Here is a 23952-nt window from a genome sequence, read left to right on the forward strand (position 1 = left end):
CTGCCCTCCTCTTGGCCTGACGGCCAATTCACCTACCGAGGATATTTGCAAGGTAAAGCCTTTGCAGCCCCGCGGGGCTTGCGCTTGGCTCGCGGTCGCGGCACTGACGGCGGGAACAGCCGCAGACGGGGCCGCGCCATGGACCATTTCCAGTATCATCAGGGCCAGTTGCAGGCCGAAGAGGTGCCGATCGCCGAGATCGCCGCCGCGGTCGGGACGCCCTTCTATGTCTATTCGACGGCGACCCTGACCCGGCATTACAGGCTGTTCGACGAGGCGCTGGCGGGGATGGATCACCTGGTCTGCTACGCGATGAAGGCCTGCGGCAACCTGGCGGTGGTGGCGCTGATGGCGCGGCTGGGCGCCGGGGTCGATGTGGTGAGCATGGGCGAATACCTGAAGGCCCGGGCGGCCGGGATGCCGGGCGAGCGGATCGTGTTTTCCGGCGTCGGCAAGACCCGCGAGGAGATGCGGGTGGCGCTGGAAGGCGGCATCCGGCAGTTCAATGTCGAGAGCGAGCCCGAGATGCGGGCGCTGAGCGAGGTCGCCAGCGCCATGGGCAGGGTGGCGCCGATCACCATAAGGGTGAATCCGGACGTGGATGCCAGGACGCATGAGAAGATCGCCACCGGCAAGAAGGAGAACAAGTTCGGCATCCCGATCGGCCGGGCCCGGGAGGTCTATGCCGAGGCGGCGGCGCTGCCGGGGCTGGAGGTGGTCGGGATCGACGTCCATATCGGCAGCCAGCTGACCGAGCTGGCGCCTTTCGGGGCCGCCTATGCCAAGGTGGCCGAACTGACCGGGCTTCTGCGCGCCGATGGCCATGACATCCGGCGGCTGGACCTTGGCGGCGGGCTGGGGATTCCCTACGAACGCTCGAACAGTGCCCCGCCGCAGCCGGTCGAATACGGCGAGGTGATCCGCCGCAGCGTCGGGCATCTGGGCTGCGAGATCGAGATCGAGCCGGGGCGGCTGATCGCCGGCAATGCCGGGCTGCTGGTCAGCCGGGTGATCTATGTGAAGGAGGGCGAGGACCGGCGGTTCCTGATCCTCGACGCGGCGATGAACGACCTGATCCGGCCGGCGATGTATGCGGCGCATCACGACGTGGTGCCGGTGATCGAACCGGCGGCGGGGGTGGAGCAGCTGCCCGCCGATCTGGTCGGGCCGGTCTGCGAGACCGGCGATACCTTTGCCCGGCAGCGCCCGATGCCGCCGCTGGCCGAGGGCGATCTGGTCGCCTTCCGCTCGGCCGGGGCCTATGGCGCGGTGATGGCGTCGGAGTACAATGCGCGGCCGCTGATCCCGGAAGTTCTGGTCGATGGGCATCAATTCGCCGTCATTCGGGCGAGACCAAGCTATGACGAGATGGTGAACCGCGATACTCTGCCGCCATGGATGTGACGGCGCCTGCCGTCGCGGACTGCGCGAATCGAACTGGAAGGACCGGATGACCGGACTGCCCGACCTGCCCGAGACTGCTGCGCGACCGCTGAGGCGGGCGCTGCTGCTGACTCGTCTGGGCATGGTCTCGGAGCGGCTGGTGCGCGGTTTCTGGCCGGCGGTGGCGATCGTGATGGCGGTGCTGGCCTGCCTGATGTTCGGCTTGCAGGACGTGCTGCCGCTGGAGGCGTTCTGGGCCGGGTCGGTGCTGGCGGTGCTGGGCCTTGGCTGGACGCTCTGGCGTGGAGTCCGCGGGTTCCGCTGGCCGAGCCGGGCCGAGGCCCTGGGCCGGCTCGACGCAACGCTGCCGGGGCGGCCGATCCAGGCGATCACCGACCGGCAGGCGATTGGCGCCGGGGATGCGGCTTCGGAAGCGGTCTGGGCGGCGCATGTGGCGCGGATGGCCGAGCGGGCCGGGGCCGCGCGGGCCCGGGCGCCCGACCTGAAGATCGCGCGGCGCGATCCCTTCGCCCTGCGGTATGTGGCGCTGGTGGCCTTTGTCATGGCGGTGCTCTTCGGCTCGATCCTGCGGGTGGCCTCGGTCAGCCAGATGGGACCGGGCGTCGACGCGGCGGCCGAGACCGCGGCCTGGGAGGGCTGGGTCGAGCCGCCGGCTTATACCGGCAAGCCGTCGCTCTACCTGGCCGACATTCCCGCCGGGCCGCTGTCGGTGCCGAAGGGCAGCCGGCTGACGCTGCGGCTCTACGGCGAGGTCGGTCAGCTGATCGTGGACGAGACCGTCTCGGGCCGGGTCGGCGAGGTCGAGGGCGCTTCGGAACCGGCGCAGAGCTTCCAGGTGGTCCGGGACGGCAAGCTGGCCATCGACGGGCCCGGCGGCCGGGAATGGGCGATCTCGGTCGTGGATGACAAGCCACCGACGATCGAGCCGGTGGGCGAGGCGACCCGCACCGTCAAGGGCGAGATGCGGCAGGATTTCCACGCCAGCGACGACTACGGCGTGGTGGCCGGCCATGCGACGATCCGGCTCGACATGTCGCGGCTGGACCGCCGCTACGGGCTGGCGATCGACCCGGAACCGCGTGACCCGATCGAGATCGACCTGCCGCTGCCGGTGACCGGCGACCGCAGCGATTTCACCGAGACGATCACCGAGGACTTCACCCAGCATCCCTGGGCGATGTTGCCGGTGACGATCACGCTCTATGCCGAGGACGCGGCGGGCCAGGAGGGCGCCTCGGGCCCTGCCGAGATCATCCTGCCGGGGCGGCGGTTCTTTGACGTCATGGCGAAGGCGCTGGTCGAGAACCGGCGCGACATCCTGTGGAACCGGGCCAATGCGCCGCGCGTCGCGCAGGTGCTGCGGGCGGTGTCCTGGCATCCCGACGATGCGTTCCGGCAGCCGGGCGTCTACCTGAAGCTGCGCACCGTGATCCGGCGGCTGGAATCCGAGCTGGAGAAGGGGCCGCTGAGCGACGAGGTGCGCGACGAGATTGCCGATGTGCTGTGGTCGCTGGCGCTGGAGATCGAGGACGGCAACCTGGCCGATGCGCTCGAGCGGCTGCGCCAGGCGCAGGAGCGGCTGGCCGAGGCGATCCGCAACGGCGCCACCCAGGACGAGATCGCCAAGCTGATGGACGAGCTGCGCGAGGCGATGGACGACTATATCGCCAAGCTGGCCGAGGCGGCGCCGGAACAGGGCACCGATCAGCCGAATCCGGGCGACGATCCGGGCAACATGATGACCGCCAACCAGCTCGACGAGATGCTGAAGCAGTTGCAGCAACTGATGGAAGAGGGCCGCACCGCCGAGGCGCAGGCGCTTCTGGAGCAGTTGAACCAGCTGATGGAGAACATGCAGGTCACCAGGGCGCCGGGTCAGGGCGGTCCGGGCCAGGAGGCGATGAAGGGGCTGAGCGAAACCCTGCGCGAGCAGCAGGAACTGTCGGACGACACTTTCGGCGATCTGCAGGAACAGTTCGGTCAGGGCCAGCAACCCGGGCAGCAGCCGGGCGCCGAGGGCCGCGACGGCCGGCAGGATGGCGCCCAGGGCCAGGGGCGGCGCGGGGTCCGCCCGGGGCAGCGCGGCCAGGGGCAGGGCGTCGGACCCGACGAAGGCGAGGGTGGCGACGGTCAGGGCCAGGGGCAGGGCGATGGCCAGGAGCCGGGCGCAGGCCAGGGCAGCGGCAGCGGCGGCACGCCGGATACGCGCAGCCCGGGCGAGCAGCTGGCCGACCGCCAGGACGCCCTGCGGGATCTGCTTCGGGAACAGGAACGCGGAATGCCGGGCGCCGGCACGGTCGAGGGCGATGCGGCGCGCGAGGCACTGGACCGCGCCGGCGAGGCGATGGACCGGGCCGAGGAGGCGCTGCGCGAAGGCGATCTGGCCGGGGCGCTGGACCGTCAGGCCGAGGCGATGGAGGCGCTCCGCGAAGGGATGCGCAATCTCGGCGAGATGATGGCCCAGCAACAGCAGCCCGGCCAGGACGGCAACGGGCAGAACCTGGGCCAGAACGGTCAGCCGCCGGGGCTGCGCGACCCGCTGGGCCGCGATCCCGGCAACAACGGACGGGTCGGCACCGACGAGCAGCTGTTGCAGGGCGAGGACGTCTATCGGCGGGCCCGCGAGATTCTCGACGAGCTGCGCAGGCGTTCGGCCGATCAGGAACGGCCCGAGGCCGAACGCGATTACCTGAAGAGACTGCTGGACCGGTTCTAGGGGCCCGGGCCGGTCAGCCGACCGGCGGTCTGCCCCGGGTTTCGAGCGCCTAGGCGGTGATCCGCTTGACCCAGTCCTGCGCCACGCCGTCGATCCAGCTGCGCATCCGGTCGGCCCAATCGACATAGGCGGTCAGCGCCGGTTCGGCGGCCGGCACGAGGCGGGCAATCGAATCGGCAAAGACATAGACCGCTATGCCGATCGCGGCGAGCAGCAGCACCAGCGTGAAGCCGAGCCGGAAGCCACTGCGCTTGCGCTCGGGCTCGTCGATCTCGATGGCGTCCTGGTCGCGTTCCTCGGCGGAGCGCAGCGAAGAGTTGATCTCTTCGATATCCGGCAGCAGGTCGCGGCGCGATCCGGCGCCGGTGGCCGCGGCCACCGCGGCGGCGGCGCTTTCGGCACGGTCGTCCACATCCAGCCCGCGCAGCCGGGCCATGCGCTCGCGCACGCCGGACTGCTCCTGCGCGGCGGCTTCCAGCCCGAGGTCGCCCTGGGTCTCGATGCCGGACTCGGCGCGGCGGGCCTTGGTCTCGCGGGCGGCCTCTTCGACGAGGATGCCGCGGATCGTGTCGTCCATGATCGGGGCGGCGGGTGCGGGCGTGGTATCGTCCGGCTCGTCACCGTCTTCGTCGCCGGCGTCCACGGCTTCGCTTTCGGGGCCCGCGTCGGGCCCTGTCCCGGCATCCCCGGCTGGCGGCGGCGGGGCCATTTCGGACGGGCTGTCGGCCTGGGTCGGCGCGGCGCTGGCCTCGGGGTCTTCGACGAGGCGGTCGCTGCCGGATGCGGGCTCGGGCGAGGGGGCTTCGGGCAGTTCCGTGCCCAGCTCATCGGCCAATTCCTGGTCGAGATGCGCCGGCCGCTGAAACCAGGCGTGTCCGCAGTTCGAGCATTGCACATCGCGCCCAAGCTCGGGCACAAGGCTGTCGTCAACCTCGTATTGCGCTCCGCAATTGGGGCAAATCAGCCGCATTCGTATCCACCACTCTGCCGTCAGGCACACGCTTTGTTTCGCGCATTTCCACAGAACTAGCAATTTTGCCGCGAATATCCAAGCCATTGCACCCCGGGGCGATTGAATAGGGACGGCGCCTGAGGCAAAACTGTCGCGGGCAGTGGCGAATGACAGGGTCTGAATGCCCGACAGGGTCGAAGGGGACCCAAGGGGACAAGGTGATCGCATTCTCGGACGTGTCCTACAGCTATGGCGGCGATAATTTGCTGTCGAATGTGTCTTTGGAGCTTCCGCAGGGTTCGTTCCATTTCCTGACCGGGCCATCGGGCGCCGGGAAGACGACATTCCTGCGGCTCTGTTATGCCGATCTGATTGCGGCCTCGGGGCGGGTCGATGTCTTCGGCCAGGATGTCCGGGGGCTGAGCCGCGATGCGATTGCGCATCTGCGCCGGCGGGTCGGGGTGGTGCATCAGGATTGCCAGTTTCTCGACCACCTGCCGCTGCGCGAGAACGTGGCGCTGCCGATCACCGTCGCCGGCGGCAATCCCGAGGAGGAGGCCCGCGACCTTGACGAGCTTCTGGAATGGGTGGGGTTGAGCGGCCACCGCGATGCCCTGCCGCCGCAGCTGTCGGGCGGTGAGCGGCAGCGGGCGGCGCTGGCCCGGGCCGTGGTGATGGCGCCCGACATGGTGATCGCGGACGAGCCGACGGGCAATCTCGACTGGGAGATGTCGCTGCGCCTGCTGCGTCTGCTGACCGAGTTGAACCGGATGGGCAAGACGGTGCTGATCGCCACCCATGACCTGAACCTGATCCGGGCGGCCAAGCAGCAGACCCAGGCGCGGGTGTTGCGGATCCGGGACCGCCAGGTGCAACCGGCGGGGGCCGATCTGTGAGCGGGAGAAGCGCCGCTCCGACAGGCGCCGCGCCGCGCAGGTCCCGGGTGGCGGGCCTGCCGCGCGGCATCGCTGCGCGCGACCGGGTGGTGCCGCCGACCGGCTTCACCGTCCGGCTAACGGTCTTTGCCGCCGCCGCGATGGCCTTTCTGGCGGTCTTTGCCCTGGCCCTCTCGATGGCCAGCGACCGGCTGGCCGAGCGCTGGTCGCAGGCACTGGCGCGTTCGGCCACGGTGCGGATCTCGGCACCCGAGGGACAGGTCGAGGCGCAGACCGAGGCGGTGCTGAAGGTGCTGGCCGAAACCCCGGGTGTGGCCAGCTTTCGACGGCTGAGCCGCGAGGATCAGGCGGCGCTGCTGGCGCCCTGGCTGGGGCCGGACCTGCCGCTGGACGCGCTGCCCCTGCCCGAACTGGTGGAACTGACCGAGGCCGATCCCGGCTATGACAGCGAAGGGCTGCGTCTGCGGCTGGCCGCCGAGGCGCCCGGTGCGGTGCTCGACGATCACGCCCGCTGGCGCCGGCCCCTGGTCGAGGCGGCGGCGCGGCTGCAATGGCTGGGGCTGATCTCGGTGCTGCTGATCGGCGCCACGCTGGCGGCGATGGTGACTCTGGCGGCACAGGCGGCGCTTGCGGCGAACGGCCAGGTGATCCGCACCCTGCGGCTGGTCGGGGCCACCGATGCCTTCATCGCCCGCGCCTTCGTGCGCCGCTTCACCGTCCGCGCCGCCTGGGGCGCGCTGATGGGCACCGGGGCCGGCCTGCTGGCCGTGGCGCTGATGCCGCGCAGCTCGGTCGAAGGCGGGTTCCTGACCGGGCTTGGCTTTACAGGGGCGGGCTGGATGGTGCCTCTGGCGGTGCCGGCGCTGGCCGCCGTGGCCGCTTTCCTGGCCACCCGGCTGGCGGCGTTCCGGATGCTGAGGAGGCTGACCTGATGGCCCATGCGCTGCAATGGTTGCGATCGCTGATCTTCATCGTGCTGATGTATCTGGGGATGCTGGTCATGGGGCTGGCCTATCTGCCCTTTGCCATCGCCTCGCGCCGATATGCCTACAAGGCGACCCATGCCTATACCCGCTATGTCCGCTGGCTGGCGACACATCTGGTCGGCCTGCGCTCGGAAATCCGGGGCGAGGTGCCGCAGGACGAGGTCGTGGTCGCCGCCAAGCACCAGAGCTTCTTCGACATCCTGATGATCTTCAGCGTGCTGCCGAAGCCCAAGTTCATCATGAAATCCGAACTTCGCTGGGCGCCGATACTGGGCTTCTACGCGCTGCGGATCGGTTGCGTGCCGGTCAACCGTGGCAAGCGGGCGCAGGCGATCTCGAAGATGAAGGCGGCGGTGAGGGCCGGACAGGCCGAGCCGGGGCAGCTGGTGATCTATCCGCAGGGCACCAGGGTCGCGCCGGGGGTCAAGGCGCCCTACAAGGTCGGGGCCGGAATCCTCTATGACCAGCTGGGCCAGGACTGCGTCCCGGTGGCGGCCAATGTCGGCCTGTTCTGGCCGAAGCGCGGCATCTACCGCAAGCCCGGCGTCGCGGTGGTCGAGTTCCTGCCGCGGATTCCGGCGGGGCTGAGCGTCGCCGAGGTCACCAAGCGGCTGGAAGAGGTGATCGAGACCCATTCGGACAGGCTGATGGCGGAGGCTGGCCATGGCAACGGCAGCCGCGAGGGCTGACTTCCTGCGGCAGCGGATGGCCGGGGCGGCGGCGACGATCCGCGCCGGTCGGGAGGCTTTGCGAATGCCGAAGTCCGGAACATAGGGGGCAGGGATGGAGTTCATCGAGACGGTCGAGGCGCTGCAAGCGCAATATGGCACGCCGGGGCCGACCGCGTTGCAGAAGGTGGCCGACCGGATCACCCCGGCCTATCGGCGCTGGATCGCGTCGGCGCGGTTTCTGGTGCTGACGACGGTCGGGCCGGAAGGCACCGACGGCAGCCCGCGCGGCGATGACGGGCCGGTGGTGCTGGAACTGGACGACCGGCATCTGGCGCTGCCCGACTGGCGCGGCAACCAGCGGATCGACAGCCTGCGCAACATCGTCCGCGACGGCCGGGTCAGCCTGATGTTCATGGTGCCGGGATCGACGAATGTGGTGCGGGTCAACGGTACCGCGCGGCTGACCGCCGATGCCGGGCTTCGTGCGCGGTTCGAGAAGAAGGGCCTGCAGCCCCGGACCGTGATCGTGATCGAGATCGGCGAGGTCTATTTCCAGTGCTCGCGGGCGATCATGCGGTCGGGGCTCTGGAGTTCGGGCGATCTCGGGGACGCATTGCCGACGGCGGGCGAGATCCTGGCCGAGGTCAGCGACGGCGCCGAGGGCGGCGCCGGCTATGACGCCGAATGGGCCGGGCGCGCGGCGAAGACGATGTGGTGAGGCGGGCCGGGCGGTGAACGCCGGGCGTCATGGCCCCGGGGCGGCGGGCCGCGGCCGGGGGTGCCTCCGGCGGGAGTATTTCCGGACCCGAAGATGGGCCGGCGGGTCAGAGCCGGCCGCCGATCCCGATCGTGGCGGTACCGCTGACCGAAAGCCCCGACCGGGTCGGGGTCTCGGGTTCGCCATCGGCGCCGCAGGCGGCGAGGATCAGCAGGCAGCCGAGGGCAGAGAGAATGCGGGTCATCCGAGACGTTCCTTCCAGCGGGCGATCTGGGCGCGGACCTGGGCCGGCGCGGTGCCGCCGTAGGAGGTCCGCGAGGCGACCGAATTCTCGACGCCGAGCACGGCATAGACATCCTCGGTGATGTCGGGATGGCCGGTCCGCAGTTCGGCCAGGCTCAGATCGGCCAGGTCGCAGCCCTTCTTCTCGGCCAGGGCCACGAGCGCGCCGGTGGCGTGGTGGGCCTCGCGGAACGGCAGGTTCAGGGTCCGGACCAGCCAGTCGGCCAGGTCGGTGGCGGTCGAGAAGCCGGCCCCGGCGGCGGCCTTCAGCGCGTCGCGGTTGGCGGTCATGTCGCTGACCATGCCGGTCATCGCCGCCAGCGCCAGCATCAGCGCGTCGGCAGCGTCGAAGACCTGTTCCTTGTCTTCCTGCATGTCCTTGGAATAGGCCAAGGGCAGGCCCTTCATGATGGTGAAGAGCGCCACGGTGGAGCCGAGAATCCGGCCGATCTTGGCGCGGATCAGCTCTGCAGCATCGGGGTTCTTCTTCTGCGGCATGATCGAGGAGCCGGTCGAGAAACGGTCGGAGAGGGTGACGAAGCGGAACTGGGCCGAGGACCAGATCACCAGCTCTTCCGCCATCCGCGACAGATGCATCGCGCAGATCGTCGCGGCCGAGAGGAATTCCAGCGCGAAGTCGCGGTCGCTGACGGCGTCCAGCGAATTGGCCATCGGGCGGTCGAAGCCGAGCGCCCTGGCGGTGGCCTCGCGATCCAGCGGGAAGGAGGTTCCGGCCAGCGCGGCCGCGCCCAGCGGGCTTTCGTTGAGCCGCGCCCGTGCATCGCGCAGCCGGCCCTGGTCGCGGGCGAACATCTCGACATAGGCCATCATGTGATGGCCCCAGGTCACCGGCTGGGCGGTCTGCAGATGGGTGAAGCCGGGCATCACCCAGTCGGCCCCGGCCTCGGCCTGGGCCAGCAGCGCCCGGATCAGCGCGGTCAGCCCGGTATCGGCGGCGTCGATCTGGTCGCGGACCCAGAGCCGGAAATCGGTGGCCACCTGGTCGTTTCGGCTGCGCCCGGTGTGCAGCCGGCCGGCGGGTTCGCCGATCAGCTCCTTCAACCGGCTCTCGATATTCATGTGAATATCCTCCAGCGCGGTCGAATACCGGAAGGTTCCGGCCTCTATCTCTGACAAGACCGTGAGCAGGCCTTCCCGGATCGCCTCGGCATCGCTAGTGCTGAGGATGCCCTGCGCCGCCAACATGGCGGCATGGGCCCGCGAGCCCGCGATGTCCTGCGCCGCGAGCCGCCGGTCGTAGGAGATCGAGGCGTTGATCGCCTCCATGATCGCATCCGGCCCGGCGGCGAAGCGTCCGCCCCACATCGCGTTCTGCGCGGTCTTTGTCTTGTCGGTCATCGGAGGGCCCATGCCTCGTATTTTCATGCTGCTGCTCGTGCTCTACACGGGCCTTCTTGCCGGTGCAAACCCGGCCCGCGCAGATGTCGCCGCGGCAGAGGCGTTGCGCGACGGCTCGCTGAAGCGATTGCTGTTCGCCGATCCGGTGGCGGTCGGGGACGGCGCCTTTACCGACCCGGCCGGGGATGAGCATCGGCTGGCCGATTATCAGGGCAAATGGCTGTTGGTGAACTTCTGGGCCACCTGGTGCGCGCCCTGCCGCAAGGAAATGCCGGGGCTGAATGCCCTGCAGGCCGAGTTCGGCGGCGACCGGTTCCAGGTGCTGACCATCGCCACCGGCCCCAATCCGCTGCCCGCGGTGCAGCGCTTCATGAAAGAGGTCGAGGCGGACGAACTGCCGATCCTGCTCGACCCCAATCAGGCGCTGGCCCGGCAGATGGGGGTTCTTGGGCTGCCGCTGACCGTGCTGGTCGATCCCGAGGGGCGCGAGGTGGCGCGGCTGATCGGCGATGCCGACTGGTCGGGCGAGAGCGCCCGGGCGATCGTCGCGGAACTGCTGGCCGACTAGCCCGCAGGGCGGCCTAGGGATCGGCCTTGGTCGCGGTTTGGGTCAACGCCACGATCTGCCGCGCCAGGGCCAGGATGCCGTCCAGCTGGACTGCGCCCCGGGAATGGAACCGGTCCAGCGTGGCGATGATGGCCTGCAATCCCTCGCTGTCCTCGGGCAGCCGCCCGGCCTCGACCCGGCACAGCACCCGGATCGAATCGAGCCCCAGCATCTGGCGCTTGAGGTCCTGGCAGCGGGCCGCCAGATGCACCGCGGCGCGTGCCACGGTGCCCAGACAGGTCACCGCCCGGGCCCGGAAGGCCCGGTCCAGCCCGTCGAGCAGGGCGGTCTCGGTCGCTGAATCGATGCCGGGCGCCGCGGGATCGGTCCGCCAGCTGTCCCGGGCCTCGGTGAAGAGCAGCGTCGCGCCGGTCAGAAACAGCCCCTCGGCGACGGTCATCTGCAGCCGGTCGCAGGGCGCGGTGCGGCTGTCCGGTCCGGTCAGTTCTTCCAACCGCCGGGTCACCTCGGACGACATCAGCCGGTAGTTCTCGGCGATGGTCGAGACCGGGCCGCCATAGGATTCGAGCCGCGAGGCGACGATATGCAGGTTGGTCGGGACCAAACGGATTTCGTCAAAGGCGCCGAGCAGCGCCTGCTTCCGGTGCAGCGCCTCGCGCAGCAGGCCGTGCAGCTCGGCAATCAGGGTCAGGCGTTCCGGGGGCCGTTTGCCGACCGCCGCGCAGCGGGCCCGGATCTCGCTGAACAGCGCCACGCCCATGAATTCCTCGTAGCCGGCGAAACCGTCCCGGCAGAGCTCCCCGAGCATCGCCTCGGCCGAGGCCCGCGGGTCGAGCCCGGCGGTCTCGCGTGCCAGGGCCTGCCGGTAGATGTCGCGGCAGCGCCCGAAAACCCCGGATGCCGGCCTGATCCGGACCGAAACCTCGCTGTTCCCGACCGGCGCTACCAGGGCAAAGACCCAGTAGACCCGGCCGTTCCGGGTGCGGTTCTTGATGTAGACGCCGGTCGGCAGACCCTGCCGGATCCGGTCCCACAGCAGCCAGAACATCGCCCTGGGCATGTCGGGATGGCGAAGAATCCGGTGCGGCGCGCCCAGCAGCCTGTCCCAGCCGTATTCGACCACCCGACCGAAGGCCTCGTTCCCGGCCTGCAGCATGCCGTGCCGGTCGGTCCGCGTATAGAACAGGTCGTCGAAGCGGAGCGTTGCCTCGTCAACACCGGGATCGGGATGCGCGAGGGGTTCGGCCTGGATCATGCATGGGTCTCCGGCTGCGGCAGCGACGGTGTCGCACGGAAAACCGGAATAAAGGCTTAACCGGGCTGCGGCGGCCGGGCCAGGGCCTCGACCCGGGCCCGGGCCGGGCAGGTCAGGTAATGGTCGTTGATCAACCCGGTGGCCTGCATGAAGGCATAGGTGATGACCGGTCCGCAGAACTTGAAGCCCGCGGCCTTCAGCGCCCGGGACAGGGCCCGCGATTCGGGCGACTCGGTGGGGACCTCGTGGCGGTTGGCGGGGCGGTTCTGACGTGGTGCGCCATCGACGAAATCCCAGACGAAGGGCGCAAAGCCCTGCCGCGACTCGATCTCCAGATAGGCCCGGGCATTGCCGATCGTGGCGGCGATCTTGGCGCGGGAGCGGACGATGCCCGGGTCGTTCATCAGCCGGGCGATGTCATCCTCGCCCCATTCGGCGATCACCGCGGGGTCGAACCCCTGGAAGGCGGCACGGAAATTGTCACGCTTCTTCAGTATGGTGATCCAGCTCAGCCCGGCCTGGAACCCATCGAGCACCAGCTTTTCCCACAGGGCCCGGCCGTCCCATTCGGGCACGCCCCATTCGTCGTCGTGATAGGCCACGTAGATCGGATCGTTGCCGCACCAGTCGCATCTCTCGTTCATTCCGGTCTCCGTCTTCCGACCCGCCGCGCCGGGAATTCCGGGCCGGGGTTTACCGCGCATTAGGTTTTCGAGGGCTATCATGACGGCAGTTGCGAGGGGAGTGGTGTCGAATGATTGCGCAGACTGCATCCGGGTCGGAGATCGACCCATCCATGGCCAGCCCGTTGAATTTCGCGGTCAGCCAGCGCGACGGCGCCACGCTGAAGATGGTGGCCGAGGCGGTCCGCAACAAGCGGGCCATGCTGGCCTTCCAGCCGGTGATGCAGGCCCGGCGCGCCGACAAGCCGGCCTTCTGGGAAGGGCTGATCCGGGTGCAGGACGGCACCGGCCGGACAATTCCCGCCAAGGATTTCATGTCCGCCGTGGAAACCCATGAACTGGGGCGCGAACTGGATTGCCTGGCGCTGGAGATGGGCCTGAACGAACTGGCCTCGGAACCCGCGCTGCGCCTTGCGATCAACATGTCGGCCCGCTCGATCGGTTATCCGCGCTGGATGGCGGTGCTGAACCGCGGCCTGGCCCTGGACCCGACGGCGGCGGAGCGGCTGATTCTGGAGATCACCGAATGTTCGGCCATGCTGATGCCCGACATCGTGCGGGTGTTCATGGACGATCTGCACATGCGCGGGGTCTGCTTTGCCCTGGACGATTTCGGCGCCGGCTATACGGCCTTTCGCTATTTCCGGGATTTCGATTTCGACATCCTGAAGATCGACGGCCAGTTCATCCAGGGCGTCGCCGACAGTCCCGACGATCAGGTGCTGGTCCGGGCGCTGATCTCGATCGCCGAACATTTCGAGATGTTCACGGTGGCCGAGTTCGTCGAGACCGTGGAAGACGGCGAATGGCTGACCGCCAATGGAATCGATTGCATGCAGGGCTATTGCTTCGGAGCACCGACCCTGCGTCCCTGGTGGCATCAGCAGCGCGAAAGTGCCCGGCGGCGCGCCGGCTAGACGATTATCACCGACGGGAGATTTGGCCTTCGGGGCAATGCGGGCGGCGCCTTTCGGCGCCGTTCTGCCGTTCGGTTCAACCCCGCCGCAGCCTGCGACCTTTGAGGTCGTTGCATCGCTTGGACCGGCACCCTAGGGTCCGCCGCATCACGCGAGTGGATTGGGCTGTCGCCGCGTCCTTGGCGCCGCTAGTCTGGTCCCAGTTCATTTTGATGACTGGAGCACTGTCATGACCAATGTCGTAATCGCCTCTGCCGCCCGCACCGCTGTCGGCTCGTTCGGCGGTGCCTTCAACACCACCCCTGCCCACGCCCTGGGCGCCGCGGTGCTGCAGGAACTCGTTGCCCGCGCCGGCATCGACAAGGGTGAGGTCTCGGAAACCATCCTGGGTCAGGTTCTGACCGCGGCGCAGGGTCAGAACCCGGCCCGCCAGGCGCATATCAACGCCGGTCTGCCGCAGGAAAGCGCCGCCTGGACCATCAACCAGGTCTGCGGTTCCGGCCTGCGGGCGGTGGCCCTGGGCGCGCAGCACATCATGCTGGGCGATGCCGAGATCGTGGCCGCCGGCGGTCAGGAGAACATGTCGATGTCGGTCCACGCGCAGAACCTGCGCAATGGCCACAAGATGGGCGACCTCAGCTTCATCGACACGATGATCCGGGACGGTCTTTGGGATGCGTTCAACGGCTATCACATGGGTCAGACGGCCGAGAATGTTGCCGAGAAATGGCAGATCAGCCGCGAGCAGCAGGACCAGTTTGCGCTGGAAAGCCAGAACAAGGCCGAGGCGGCGCAGAAGGCCGGCAAGTTCGCCGACGAAATCGTCGCCTTCACGGTCAAGACCCGCAAGGGTGAAACCGTCGTCGATCAGGACGAATACATCCGCCACGGTGCCACCATCGAGGCGATGCAGAAGCTGCGCCCGGCCTTCGTCAAGGACGGCACCGTCACCGCCGGCAATGCCAGCGGCATCAACGACGGCGCGGCGGGCGTGATCCTGATGTCGGACAAGGAAGCCGAGAAGCGGGGAATCACGCCGCTAGCGCGGATCGCCGGCTATGCGACCGCCGGCGTCGATCCGTCGATCATGGGTGTCGGTCCGATCCATGCCAGCCGCAAGGCGCTGGCCAAGGCCGGCTGGAAGGTGGAGGATCTCGATCTGATCGAAGCCAACGAGGCCTTTGCCGCCCAGGCCTGCGCGGTCAACAAGGACATGGGTTGGGACCCGGCGATCGTCAACGTCAATGGCGGGGCAATCGCCATCGGCCACCCGATCGGGGCCAGCGGCGCCCGGATTCTGAACACCCTGCTGTTCGAAATGCAGCGCCGCGACGCCAAGAAGGGCCTGGCGACGCTCTGCATCGGCGGTGGCATGGGCGTGGCGCTCTGCGTCGAGCGCTGACATCGGAAAGCCTGGGCTGAGCGCGCAATAATATTGCGCACTCGCTCTGTATTAGGTAATCAAGTTACATAGTGTCGAAGCACCAGGAGGACGACATGGCAAGAACTGCGCTCGTGACGGGGGGAACCAGGGGAATCGGCGCGGCGATCAGCGTTGCGCTGAAAGCCGCTGGCTATCAGGTTGCAGCGAATTACGCCGGCAATGATGAAGCCGCCGCCCAATTCACCGCCGAGACCGGGATCAAGTGCTACAAGTGGTCGGTGGCGGATTATGATGCCTGCGTCGCCGGAATCGCGAAGGTCGAGGCCGAGCTGGGCCCGGTCGAGGTGCTGGTGAACAACGCCGGGATCACCCGCGACGCGATGTTCCACAAGATGCGCCCCGAACAATGGCGCGAGGTGATCGACACGAATCTGTCGGGCGTGTTCAACATGACCCATCCGATCTGGCCGGGGATGCGTGACCGCAAGTTCGGCCGGGTCATCACGATCTCGTCGATCAACGGCCAGAAGGGCCAGGCCGGGCAGGCGAATTACTCGGCCTCGAAGGCGGGTGATCTGGGGCTGACCAAGGCGCTGGCGCAAGAGGGCGCGCGGGCCGGGATCACCGTCAACGCGATCTGCCCGGGTTACATCGGCACCGAGATGGTGCGGGCGATCGACGAGAAGGTGCTGAACGAGCGAATCATTCCGCAGATCCCGGTGGGCCGCCTGGGCGAGCCCGAGGAAATCGCCCGCTGCGTTGTATTCCTGGCTTCGGACGAGGCCGGTTTCATCACCGGATCGACGATCTCGGCCAATGGCGGGCAGTATTTCGTCTAGCCTTTTCAAGGCCGGACCAGCGCGATAGAGCGGGCGGCATGATGTGCCGCCCGTTTTCATGAACCGCAGAACCGCCACATATCTGGGCTTTGGCGCGGTGCTGCTGTGGGCATTGCTGGCACTGTTCACGGTGGCGACGCGGCCGGTGCCGCCATTCCAGCTGAACGCGATGAGCTTTGCCGTGGCCGGTCTGGCCGGTCTGGTCTGGTGCTGGGCGCGTGGCCGTCTGGGCGTGCTGCGCCGGGTGCCCCTGCGGGTGCTGGGCTTCGGCACGCTGGGGTTGTTTGCCTATCACGCGCTCTATTTCTCGGCCCTGCGCCTGGCGCCGCCCGCCGAGGCCAGTCTGATCGCCTATCTCTGGCCGCTGTTCATCGTTCTGTTCTCGGGGCTGCTGTTGAAGGAACCGCTGCGCCTCGGACATCTGGTCGGTGCCGTCATGGGGCTCGCCGGGGCCGGGCTGGTCATGTCGGGCGGGGTCGGGTTTTCCAGCGCCCATCTGCCCGGCTACGGTCTGGCCTTCCTCTGCGCGCTGACCTGGAGCCTCTATTCCGTGCTGTCGCGCCGTCTGGGGGCGGTGCCGACCGAGGCGGTGACGCTGTTCTGCATCGCCACCGCAATCCTGTCGGTGCCGCTGCATCTGGCAATGGAAGAGACCGCATGGCCGACCATGGCGACGGGCTGGCTGGGTGTCGCCGGGCTGGGCCTTGGGCCGGTCGGCCTGGCCTTCTTCCTGTGGGACCTCGGCGTGAAACGCGGCGATATCAGACTGCTTGGAACGGCAAGCTACGCCGCCCCCGTGTTGAGCACGCTGATCCTTGTGGCAACGGGTTTCACGCCCGCTTCGCCGCGGATTCTGATCTCGGTCCTGCTGATTACCGGAGGGGCACTGGTCGCGATCCGCGCCAGCGCCGCCGAGGCATCAGACGGGTCAGTTTGAGAGACGCTCGATCTCTTCCTTGATCTTCAGTTTCTGCTTCTTGAGATTGGTGATTGCCAGGTCGTCAAATGCCGGGCTGCGTACCGCTTTTTCGACCTCATCCGAGAGCGCAAGGTGCTTTTTGCGAAGTTCCAGCAGATGTGCGTTGAGGCTCATCATTCAGTCTCCCTTCGTCAGTTGCAGTCACACTCCAACACATAATCCCTGTTGAGTCATTAACAAGAATGCAACCGAGACGATCGGTCCGATTTCGCGCAAGATATCGCGAAACCCCTAGAAACCGGCCGGAAATGGCGCCGCGTTGCGAAGACAGTCGCGCGCCCAGGGGCTGAAATCGTCGCAGTCGCCGGGATGCGCCGGGTTTTCGTGGAGAATCAACCCAGAGCTGAGTCGGAATTCGGCACGGCTTCCCTTGCGATACCGAAGCAGGACCCGTTCGGGTGTGCGACCCGGGCGCGGAAGCAGCGGAATCACGGTGATGCCGGTGTCGGGCAGCGCCCGAAGGATGGCCGGAAGCCGGGTCGCCGCCTGAATCATCACCAGCCAGCCGCCCGGCCGCAGCCGCTTGACCCCGGCGCTGACCCATTCGGCCAGCGGCAGTTCCTCGGCGATCGCGGTCTCGCGCCCCGGATCGTTGGCGGGCACCCGGCTGCGGGCCGGGTAATAGGGCGGGTTGGCCAGCACATGATCGAAGCTCCGCGCCTTCAGGTCGGCCGGCAGGCGGGTGAGGTCGGCCTCGACCACCTGCAGCGGCAGCCGGTTCTCGGCGGCATTGCGGCGCGCCAGTTCGGCATAGGCGGGTTGCAGTTCGACCCCGGTCAGCGCCAGCCCCGGCACCCTGGCCCCCAGGCAGAGGCTGGCGACCCCGGCGCCCAGCCCGAGTTCCAGCACCGATTGCCCGGCGCTGGCCGGGACCGCGGCGGCCAGCAGCACCGGGTCGATGCCGGCCCGATAGCCCTGCCGCGGCTGCCAGATCGCCAACCTGCCGCCCAGAAAGGCCGAACGGTCCAGATCCGGGAGGTCGAACATCACTCAGGCTCGATCCCGTTGTCGCGGATCACCCGCGACGCGGCGGCATGATCCTCGTCGCGCACCATCAGGCGGCGTGGCAATATGCCCATCGAGCCGTCGAGCACGCTCATGTGGACGTCGAGATCGAAGGCCCGTATACCTTCGCCGTCCAACAGGGCGGTCGCGAAGGCGATGACGGTGGGGTCGGTGGTCCGAAGAAGTTCTTTCATGGCGCCGAGAGTGAGTGCCCGACGGGCAATTGTCGAGACATGGACGGCAGGGTGATGGGGCTGGACGAACAAGCACGCAAACCGCAGGACGCGCTGGCGGCGATCCTGGCCGAGGATATGGCCGCCGTGAACACGCTGATCCGGACCCGGATGGCGTCGGAACACGCGCCGCGCATTCCCGAGGTGACGGCGCATCTGGTCGAGGCCGGGGGCAAGCGGCTGCGGCCGATGCTGACCCTGGCGGCGGCGCGGCTCTGTGGCTACGACGGGCCCTTCCATGTCCATCTGGCCGCGACGGTCGAGTTCATCCACACCGCAACCCTGCTGCATGACGACGTGGTCGACGAAAGCGCCCAGAGGCGGGGGCGGCCGACGGCGAACCTGCTCTGGGACAACAAGTCCTCGGTCCTGACCGGCGACTACCTGTTTGCCCGTTCGTTCCAGCTGATGGTCGAGACCGGCAGCCTGCAGGTGCTGGACATCCTGGCCAACGCCTCGGCGACCATTGCCGAAGGCGAGGTGCTGCAACTGACCGCGGCGCAAAGCCTGCGCACCGACGAGACGGTCTATCTTCAGGTGATCCGCGGCAAGACGGCGGCGCTGTTTGCGGCGGCCTGCGAGGTCGGCGGGGTGATCGCCGGGGCGGCGCCCGAGGTCGTGACGGCGCTGCGCTCTTATGGTGATGCGCTGGGCGTGGCCTTCCAGATGGCTGACGATCTGCTCGACTATGGCGGATCGGACGCGCTGGGCAAGAACCGCGGCGACGATTTCCGCGAGCGCAAGGTGACGCTGCCGGTGATCCGCGCGGCGGCGGCGGGAGAGCGCGACTTCTGGGTCCGGGTCATCGAGAAGGGCGACCAGCGCGACGACGATCTGGAACAGGCCCTGGCGCTGATGCAGCGGCACGGCGCGCTGGCGAGCAGCTCCGCCACGGCGCGGGACTGGGCGGCGAAGGCGCGTGCGGCGCTGGCGCCCCTGCCCGAAGTGCCGCTGAAAGCCGTCTTGTCGGAACTCGCCGATTATGTGGTCAGCCGGATCAACTAGGCCGCCCCTCAGCGCAAGACTGTCTCTTTCACCCACCACCCGGGATGCAGCCCGGCCAGTGCCAGCGCCGTGCGATGTGCTGCCTCGGGCGTTTCGCAGAGCCCAAAGCAGGTCGCGCCCGAGCCGGACATGCGCGCCAGCCGCACTTCGGGCTGCCGCGACAGGGCCGCCAGCACTGCGTCGATCGCCGGTTCCAGCCCGATCGCGGCCGGTTCCAGATCGTTGCGCTGCGCGGCCAGGAACAGGATCGCGTCTTCTGCGGTCAGGAGCGGCGGCAGGGGGTCGGGCATCGGCGGCATATCCGCGCGGGCGAGGGCTGCAAAGACGGCGGGCGTGGCGACGGCCCGGCGCGGGTTGACCAGAACCGCCGGCAGCGGCGCAAGCGCGACACGGGTCACCACCTCTCCGATTCCCTGCATCCGCGCCGCGCTCGGGGTCAGGCAGACCGGGACATCGGCGCCCAGCCGCTCGGGCCGGTCCGGCAGGGCGGTGCCGGTCAGCTTCCGGATCGCCCGCAGCGCTGCCGCGGCGTCCGAAGAGCCGCCGCCGATTCCCGCCGCCGAAGGCAGCTGCTTGTCGAGATGGACCACGACCTGCGCGCCCATCAGCGCCGCGGCGCGCAGGATCGAGTTCGCGTCATCGGTGGGAACGCCCTGCGCCTCCGGCCCCGCGACATGCAGCACCGAGGCCGGGCCGAGTTCGACCGTCAGCCGGTCCCCGTCATCGGCGAAGGCGACCAGGGAATCGAGCAGGTGATAGCCGTCGGCGCGGCGGCCGGTGACATGCAGCGCCAGATTGATCTTGGCGGGGGCGGTTTCGCGGACCGGGCCGCCGACCGGCGCCTCAGCCTTCCTTGGCAAGGGCAAGCGGGGCCGCGCCTTCTTCCTTGAGCACCTCGTCCAGACCGACCTCGAGCTTGCGCCGGATCCGCTTGGCATCGGCTTCCTCGGGGTCGAAGGACAGGGCCCGCGACCACTGGAACTCGGCCTCGCGCTTGCGGCCCACGGCCCAGTAGACATCGCCCAGGTGGTCGTTGATCACCGGATCGACCGGCACCAGCTCGGCGGCCTTCTCCATCTGGACGACGGCTTCGTCGTAGCGGCCCAGGCGGTAGTAGACCCAGCCCAGCGAGTCGGTGATGTAGCCGTCGTCAGGGCGGGCGGCGACGGCGCGTTGGATCATGTCCAGCGCCTCGTCCATGTTCCGCTGCATCTCGACATAGGAATAGCCGAGATAGTTCAGAACCTGCGGCTGATCGGGGCGCAGTTTCAGCGCGGTACGGAAGTCGGCTTCGGCGCGATCCCAGTTCTTCTCGCGCTCTTCGGCGATGCCGCGCGAGAAATAGACCACCCAATGCGACTCCTGCGGCGGGCCGTAGAGCGCGATGGCCCGGTCATAGGCGGTGGCGGCCTCGGCATAGCGCTCGCTCTTGCGCAGCGCATCGCCCAAGGTCACGAAGATCGCCGGGATCGAGTCATGCGTTTCGGACAGGCGCTGCAGCACCGCGATGGATTCCTCGACCTGCCCGTCGCGGCGCAGGGCATCGGCGCGGCCCAACTCGGCAACATGGAAATAGGGGCTGGAGGCCGGAATCCTGTCATAGGTGGCGATCGCCAGGTCATAGCGGTGCAGCCGTTCCAGAAGGCTGGCCGACAGCAGGATGGCATCGACATGGTTCGGTTGCAGGGCTTCGGCGGTCCGGGTGAAGCCCAGGACAAAGCCGTCCGGCGTGTCGCCGTTCAGCGCGGTCGCGACCGAGAAGAAGACCTCGGCCAGCCCGTCGCGGGGATCGGTGATCACCGTCATCGGCAGCGGCTCACCGGCATCGAGCCGTGCTTTCAGCTCGGCCAGGGCCGGGTCCAGATCGGTGCCGAAGGTATCGGTCAGCAGCTTTGCCGCATCGGCATTGCGTTCGAGCTGGCTGAGGATCTCGGCCCGGGCGATGACTCCGCGCCGGGTCAGGGTCAGCCGGTCGCTTCCGGTGCCGGCAAGGATCGCCTCGGCGCCCTCGTAGTCGCCGACCAGCGCCAGGGCCAATGCCTTGTGATACAGACCGAAGGCCCGGGTCGCGGCCTTTTCGGCCACCGCATCCATCTCGGCCAGCGCCTCTGTCGAGCGCCCGGCCCCCAGTTCGGCCCAGGCCCGGATCAGACCATCGACCAGCGGCGCGACATGGGCCGAGCCATTGTCCAGCAGGTCCAGAACGCCCTGATAGTCCTCGGCGGCGGCCAGCTGTTCGAGCCGCACGATGGCCCCGATCTGGCTGTCGGTTCCGGTGGCGGCCAGCCGCTCGGCCAGCGGCAGGGCCAGGTCGAAGCGCCCGAGCCCGACATAGGCCGCAACCGCCTCTTCCATCATCTCGGTATTGTCGGGGTCGCCGACGAGGGCGCGGGTGAAATACTCGGCAGCCTTGGCAAAGTCGCTTTCCGATGCGGCATGCATCGCGGCCAGATAGGCGCCGGCCGCCACTCCGGCAACGCCCGGGCCGCTGCCCAGGCCGGCCAGGCCGAGCGACAGGGCGAAAAGACTGCTCTTCAGGGAAATCGTCATGGCCGGGGTCCGCCTCGTATCGGGTCTGGCGGCAAAGTTAGCGATCAATGCGCAAAGGCGCAATGAATCCGGCCCCGCGGAAGGCGGTGATGACAGAGCTGTGACAGCGGAGACCCGCCCGCACAGGTCGGGCGGCCCGGGCTACATGTTCGGGTAGTTCGGTCCGTCGCCGCCCTGCGGAACCGTCCAGACGATGTTCTGGCTGGGGTCCTTGATATCGCAGGTCTTGCAATGGACGCAGTTCTGGAAGTTGATCACGAAGCGCGGCTCGCTGCCGGCCTCTTCGACCACCTCGTAGACCCCCGCCGGGCAGTAACGCTGCGCCGGTTCGGCGAATTTCGGCAGATTGACTGCGATCGGAACCGTCGGGTCCTTCAGCTTCAGATGCGGCGGCTGGCCCTCGGCGTGGTTGGTGAAGGAGAAGGCCACGTTCGTCAGCCGGTCGAAGGACAGTTTGCCGTCGGGCTTCGGATAGTCGATCGGCTTGAAGTCCGAGGCCTTGCCGGTGGCGGCGGCATCGGTCTTGCCGTGTTTCAGGGTGCCGAACAGCGACAGGCCGAACAGGTTGTTGGTCCACATGTCGAAGCCGCCCAGTGCCAGGCTGGCCAACAGGCCCCAGCGGCTCCACATCGGTTTGACGTTGCGGACCCGTTTCAGGTCCTTGCCCACCGGCCCCTCGCGCAGGGCGCGGTCATACTCTGTCAGCGTGTCGCCGGCGCGGCCGGCACGGATCGCCGCGTCGGCGGCCTCGGCGGCGGCGATGCCGGAAAGCACCGCATTGTGGCTGCCCTTGATCCGCGGCACGTTGACCAGCCCCGCCGAACAGCCGATCAGCGCCCCGCCGGGGAAGGCGGTGTCGGGGATCGACTGCCAGCCGCCCTCGGTGATCGCCCTGGCGCCATAGGCGACCCGCTTGCCGCCTTCCAGCAGTTCGGCCACCAACGGGTGATGCTTGAAGCGCTGGAACTCCATATAGGGGAACAGATAGGGGTTCTCGTAGTTCAGATGGACGACGAAGCCGACCACCACCTGGTTGTTGTCGAGGTGGTAGATGAAAGAGCCGCCCCCCGCATTGCTGCCCAGCGGCCAGCCCATCGTATGGGTGACGCTGCCGGGGCGGTGCTTGTCGGGCGAGACCTCCCAGATTTCCTTCATCCCCAGCCCGTATTTCTGCGGCTGATGGCCCTGGGCCAGGTCGTATTTCTCGATGGCCTGTTTCGAGAGCGAGCCGCGCACGCCTTCGCCCAGCAGCACGTATTTGCCGTGCAGTTCCATGCCGGGTTCGTAATTCGGGCCCGGCGTGCCATCGGCCGCCTTGCCGAACTCGCCCGCGACCACGCCCTTGACGCTGCCATCCTCGGCAAAGACCAGTTCCGAGCAGGACATGCCGGGGAAGATCTCGACACCCAGCCCCTCGGCCTGTTCGGCCAGCCAGCGGCAGAGATTTCCCAGCGAGGCGATATAGGTGCCGTGGTTCGACATCATCGGCGGCATCAGGAAATTCGGGATCCGCAACGCCCCGCTTTCGCCCAGCACAAGGAAACGGTCCTTCGTCACCGGCACGTTGAGCGGTGCGCCCTTTTCCTTCCAGTCGGGGATCAGCGCCGTCAGCCCCGAAGGGTCGATCACCGCGCCGGACAGGATATGGGCGCCGACCTCGGAGCCCTTTTCGAGCACCACCACCGAGCGTTCGGGGTCAAGCTGCTTCAGGCGGATCGCCGCCGACAGTCCGGCCGGCCCGGCCCCGACGATTACCACGTCATAGGCCATCGCTTCGCGTGTGATCCCGTCCATGCCCTGATCCATTCCCTTCACTGCTCCGGTTTGGCGATAACCCGGCCTGCTTCCGGGGCAAAGCCGCGCCATTTTGCCCGGTTCCCTAGCGTGAAGCCCGCGCGGGGGTCAACCGCGACGCCGGGTCTGCCGGGGGTTTGCCTCTTGCAATCTGAACCACACTTGGTTCACTAGGCCGGAATTGCAACCTGCGCGGGGCGGGGACGGGCCAACCGGCCCAGGTTCCCCCGGGCTGGAAAAGCCGCCGGAAGGACTGATGGAAAAGATACCTCTGACGCGCGCGGGGTTCACCGCGCTGCAAGACGAATTGAAGCATCTGAAGACGGTCGAACGGCCGGCGATCATCGCGGCCATTGCCGAAGCGCGGGCGCTTGGCGACCTGTCGGAGAATGCCGAGTATCACTCGGCCCGCGAAAAGCAGAGCTTTATCGAGGGCCGGATCAAGGAACTCGAGGGAATCATCGCGCGCGCCGAAGTGATCGACGTCCCGACCCTGTCGGGCCCGATCAAGTTCGGCGCCACCGTCAAGGTCGTCGATGAGGACACCGAGGAAGAGCGCGTCTTCAAGATCGTCGGCGAACCCGAGGCCGATCTCGAGCGCGGCCTGCTGAACATCCGCTCGCCGCTGGCGCGGGCGCTGATCGGAAAGGAACCCGGCGATTCGATCGAAGTGCGTACTCCGGGCGGCGGCAAGAGCTACGAGGTGCTGAGCGTCGAATATGTCTGAAGAACCGCAGGTCGGTCCGCAGTCTGACG

At 68.1% G+C, this 23952-nt stretch carries 24 protein-coding genes; 13 read left to right on the forward strand and 11 right to left on the reverse strand.

All coding sequences use genetic code 11. From position 1 onward, the window contains the following. The first annotated feature begins 138 nt into the window (after positions 1-138). The gene (gene lysA / locus NUW50_RS11355) at positions 139-1404 is read left to right on the forward strand and encodes a diaminopimelate decarboxylase (protein WP_258289221.1); all 1266 of its coding nucleotides are present in this window, start codon (positions 139-141) and stop codon (positions 1402-1404) included. Positions 1405-1450: 46 nt separating this feature from the next. Then, a complete protein-coding gene (locus tag NUW50_RS11360) occupies positions 1451-4120 on the forward strand; it encodes a DUF4175 domain-containing protein (RefSeq protein ID WP_258289222.1) in 2670 nt (889 codons plus the stop codon). 49 nt (positions 4121-4169) lie between these two features. Here NUW50_RS11360 and NUW50_RS11365 read toward each other — a convergent pair whose 3' ends face one another. Next, a complete protein-coding gene (locus NUW50_RS11365; RefSeq protein WP_258289223.1) occupies positions 4170-5090 on the reverse strand; it encodes a zinc-ribbon domain-containing protein in 921 nt (306 codons plus the stop codon). A gap of 200 nt (positions 5091-5290) precedes the next feature. Between NUW50_RS11365 and NUW50_RS11370 the strand changes: the two genes are divergently transcribed. The 4 genes from NUW50_RS11370 to NUW50_RS11385 all read left to right on the forward strand — a co-directional run bounded on the left by NUW50_RS11370 (position 5291) and on the right by NUW50_RS11385 (position 8343). Further along, the gene (locus tag NUW50_RS11370; RefSeq protein WP_258289224.1) at positions 5291-5968 is read left to right on the forward strand and encodes a cell division ATP-binding protein FtsE; all 678 of its coding nucleotides are present in this window, start codon (positions 5291-5293) and stop codon (positions 5966-5968) included. Between the two features lie 47 nt (positions 5969-6015). Then, positions 6016-6900, forward strand: coding sequence for a cell division protein FtsX (locus NUW50_RS11375; RefSeq protein WP_258289324.1), 885 nt, complete (start codon positions 6016-6018; stop codon positions 6898-6900). Continuing rightward, positions 6900-7643, forward strand: a complete 744-nt coding sequence (locus NUW50_RS11380) for a lysophospholipid acyltransferase family protein (protein ID WP_258289225.1) — start codon at positions 6900-6902, stop codon at positions 7641-7643. Before NUW50_RS11375 ends, NUW50_RS11380 begins: the two co-directional genes overlap by 1 nt. A 94-nt stretch (positions 7644-7737) precedes the next feature. After that, a complete protein-coding gene (locus tag NUW50_RS11385) occupies positions 7738-8343 on the forward strand; it encodes a pyridoxamine 5'-phosphate oxidase family protein (RefSeq protein ID WP_258289227.1) in 606 nt (201 codons plus the stop codon). A gap of 106 nt (positions 8344-8449) precedes the next feature. Here NUW50_RS11385 and NUW50_RS11390 read toward each other — a convergent pair whose 3' ends face one another. Together NUW50_RS11390 and argH are read right to left on the reverse strand one after the other, a co-directional pair. Next, positions 8450-8587: a hypothetical protein gene (locus NUW50_RS11390; RefSeq protein WP_258289228.1), complete on the reverse strand. Its 138-nt coding sequence runs from the start codon at positions 8585-8587 to the stop codon at positions 8450-8452. Then, positions 8584-9984 (reverse strand): argininosuccinate lyase, encoded by a 1401-nt coding sequence (argH, locus tag NUW50_RS11395; RefSeq protein WP_258289229.1) that lies wholly within the window; start codon positions 9982-9984, stop codon positions 8584-8586. Before argH ends, NUW50_RS11390 begins: the two co-directional genes overlap by 4 nt. Before the next feature lie 10 nt (positions 9985-9994). On the opposite strand from argH, the gene NUW50_RS11400 reads away from it, so the two are divergent. After that, positions 9995-10552 carry a TlpA family protein disulfide reductase gene (locus tag NUW50_RS11400; RefSeq protein ID WP_258289230.1) on the forward strand — a complete coding sequence of 186 codons (558 nt, stop codon included), beginning with the start codon at positions 9995-9997 and terminating at the stop codon, positions 10550-10552. Positions 10553-10565: 13 nt separating this feature from the next. Here the strand turns inward: NUW50_RS11400 and NUW50_RS11405 are convergent, their stop codons facing one another. Both NUW50_RS11405 and NUW50_RS11410 read right to left on the reverse strand, forming a co-directional pair. Then, positions 10566-11807 (reverse strand): PAS domain-containing protein, encoded by a 1242-nt coding sequence (locus NUW50_RS11405; protein ID WP_258289231.1) that lies wholly within the window; start codon positions 11805-11807, stop codon positions 10566-10568. A 56-nt stretch (positions 11808-11863) separates the two neighbouring features. Then, positions 11864-12451: a DNA-3-methyladenine glycosylase I gene (locus NUW50_RS11410; protein WP_258289232.1), complete on the reverse strand. Its 588-nt coding sequence runs from the start codon at positions 12449-12451 to the stop codon at positions 11864-11866. Positions 12452-12561: 110 nt separating this feature from the next. Between NUW50_RS11410 and NUW50_RS11415 the strand changes: the two genes are divergently transcribed. The 4 genes from NUW50_RS11415 (at position 12562) to yddG (ending at position 16567) form a co-directional block, all read left to right on the forward strand. After that, complete coding sequence (locus tag NUW50_RS11415) at positions 12562-13407, forward strand: EAL domain-containing protein (RefSeq protein ID WP_258289233.1); 846 nt, start codon at positions 12562-12564, stop codon at positions 13405-13407. Between the two features lie 229 nt (positions 13408-13636). After that, positions 13637-14809: an acetyl-CoA C-acetyltransferase gene (locus tag NUW50_RS11420; protein ID WP_258289234.1), complete on the forward strand. Its 1173-nt coding sequence runs from the start codon at positions 13637-13639 to the stop codon at positions 14807-14809. A 95-nt stretch (positions 14810-14904) separates the two neighbouring features. Continuing rightward, a complete protein-coding gene (gene phbB, locus NUW50_RS11425) occupies positions 14905-15630 on the forward strand; it encodes an acetoacetyl-CoA reductase (RefSeq protein ID WP_258289235.1) in 726 nt (241 codons plus the stop codon). A gap of 58 nt (positions 15631-15688) precedes the next feature. Continuing rightward, on the forward strand, positions 15689-16567 hold the full coding sequence (gene yddG, locus NUW50_RS11430; protein WP_258289236.1) for an aromatic amino acid exporter YddG: 879 nt from the start codon (positions 15689-15691) through the stop codon (positions 16565-16567). Here yddG and NUW50_RS11435 read toward each other — a convergent pair. The 3 genes from NUW50_RS11435 to NUW50_RS11445 all read right to left on the reverse strand — a co-directional run bounded on the left by NUW50_RS11435 (position 16559) and on the right by NUW50_RS11445 (position 17808). Beyond that, on the reverse strand, positions 16559-16723 hold the full coding sequence (locus NUW50_RS11435) for a YdcH family protein (RefSeq protein ID WP_258289325.1): 165 nt from the start codon (positions 16721-16723) through the stop codon (positions 16559-16561). The genes yddG and NUW50_RS11435 overlap by 9 nt on opposite strands. Before the next feature lie 117 nt (positions 16724-16840). Then, positions 16841-17596, reverse strand: coding sequence for a tRNA1(Val) (adenine(37)-N6)-methyltransferase (locus NUW50_RS11440; RefSeq protein WP_258289237.1), 756 nt, complete (start codon positions 17594-17596; stop codon positions 16841-16843). Continuing rightward, positions 17596-17808: a putative signal transducing protein gene (locus NUW50_RS11445; RefSeq protein WP_258289238.1), complete on the reverse strand. Its 213-nt coding sequence runs from the start codon at positions 17806-17808 to the stop codon at positions 17596-17598. Before NUW50_RS11445 ends, NUW50_RS11440 begins: the two co-directional genes overlap by 1 nt. A gap of 54 nt (positions 17809-17862) precedes the next feature. On the opposite strand from NUW50_RS11445, the gene NUW50_RS11450 reads away from it, so the two are divergent. Then, positions 17863-18852, forward strand: coding sequence for a polyprenyl synthetase family protein (locus tag NUW50_RS11450; RefSeq protein WP_258289326.1), 990 nt, complete (start codon positions 17863-17865; stop codon positions 18850-18852). A gap of 8 nt (positions 18853-18860) precedes the next feature. Here NUW50_RS11450 and NUW50_RS11455 read toward each other — a convergent pair whose 3' ends face one another. From NUW50_RS11455 to NUW50_RS11465, 3 genes are all read right to left on the reverse strand, one after another. Next, entirely contained in the window at positions 18861-19718 is an 858-nt protein-coding gene (locus NUW50_RS11455) for a 4-(cytidine 5'-diphospho)-2-C-methyl-D-erythritol kinase (protein WP_443135102.1), read from the reverse strand. Further along, positions 19696-21402, reverse strand: coding sequence for a tetratricopeptide repeat protein (locus NUW50_RS11460; RefSeq protein ID WP_258289239.1), 1707 nt, complete (start codon positions 21400-21402; stop codon positions 19696-19698). Before NUW50_RS11460 ends, NUW50_RS11455 begins: the two co-directional genes overlap by 23 nt. A 141-nt stretch (positions 21403-21543) precedes the next feature. After that, positions 21544-23196, reverse strand: a complete 1653-nt coding sequence (locus NUW50_RS11465; RefSeq protein ID WP_258289240.1) for an electron transfer flavoprotein-ubiquinone oxidoreductase — start codon at positions 23194-23196, stop codon at positions 21544-21546. Between the two features lie 256 nt (positions 23197-23452). Between NUW50_RS11465 and greA the strand changes: the two genes are divergently transcribed. Continuing rightward, positions 23453-23923, forward strand: coding sequence for a transcription elongation factor GreA (gene greA, locus NUW50_RS11470; RefSeq protein ID WP_258289241.1), 471 nt, complete (start codon positions 23453-23455; stop codon positions 23921-23923). Positions 23924-23952 lie beyond the last annotated feature (29 nt).

Origin of the sequence: Frigidibacter sp. ROC022 (assembly GCF_024723735.1) — a bacterium.
GTDB lineage: Bacteria > Pseudomonadota > Alphaproteobacteria > Rhodobacterales > Rhodobacteraceae > SLM-1.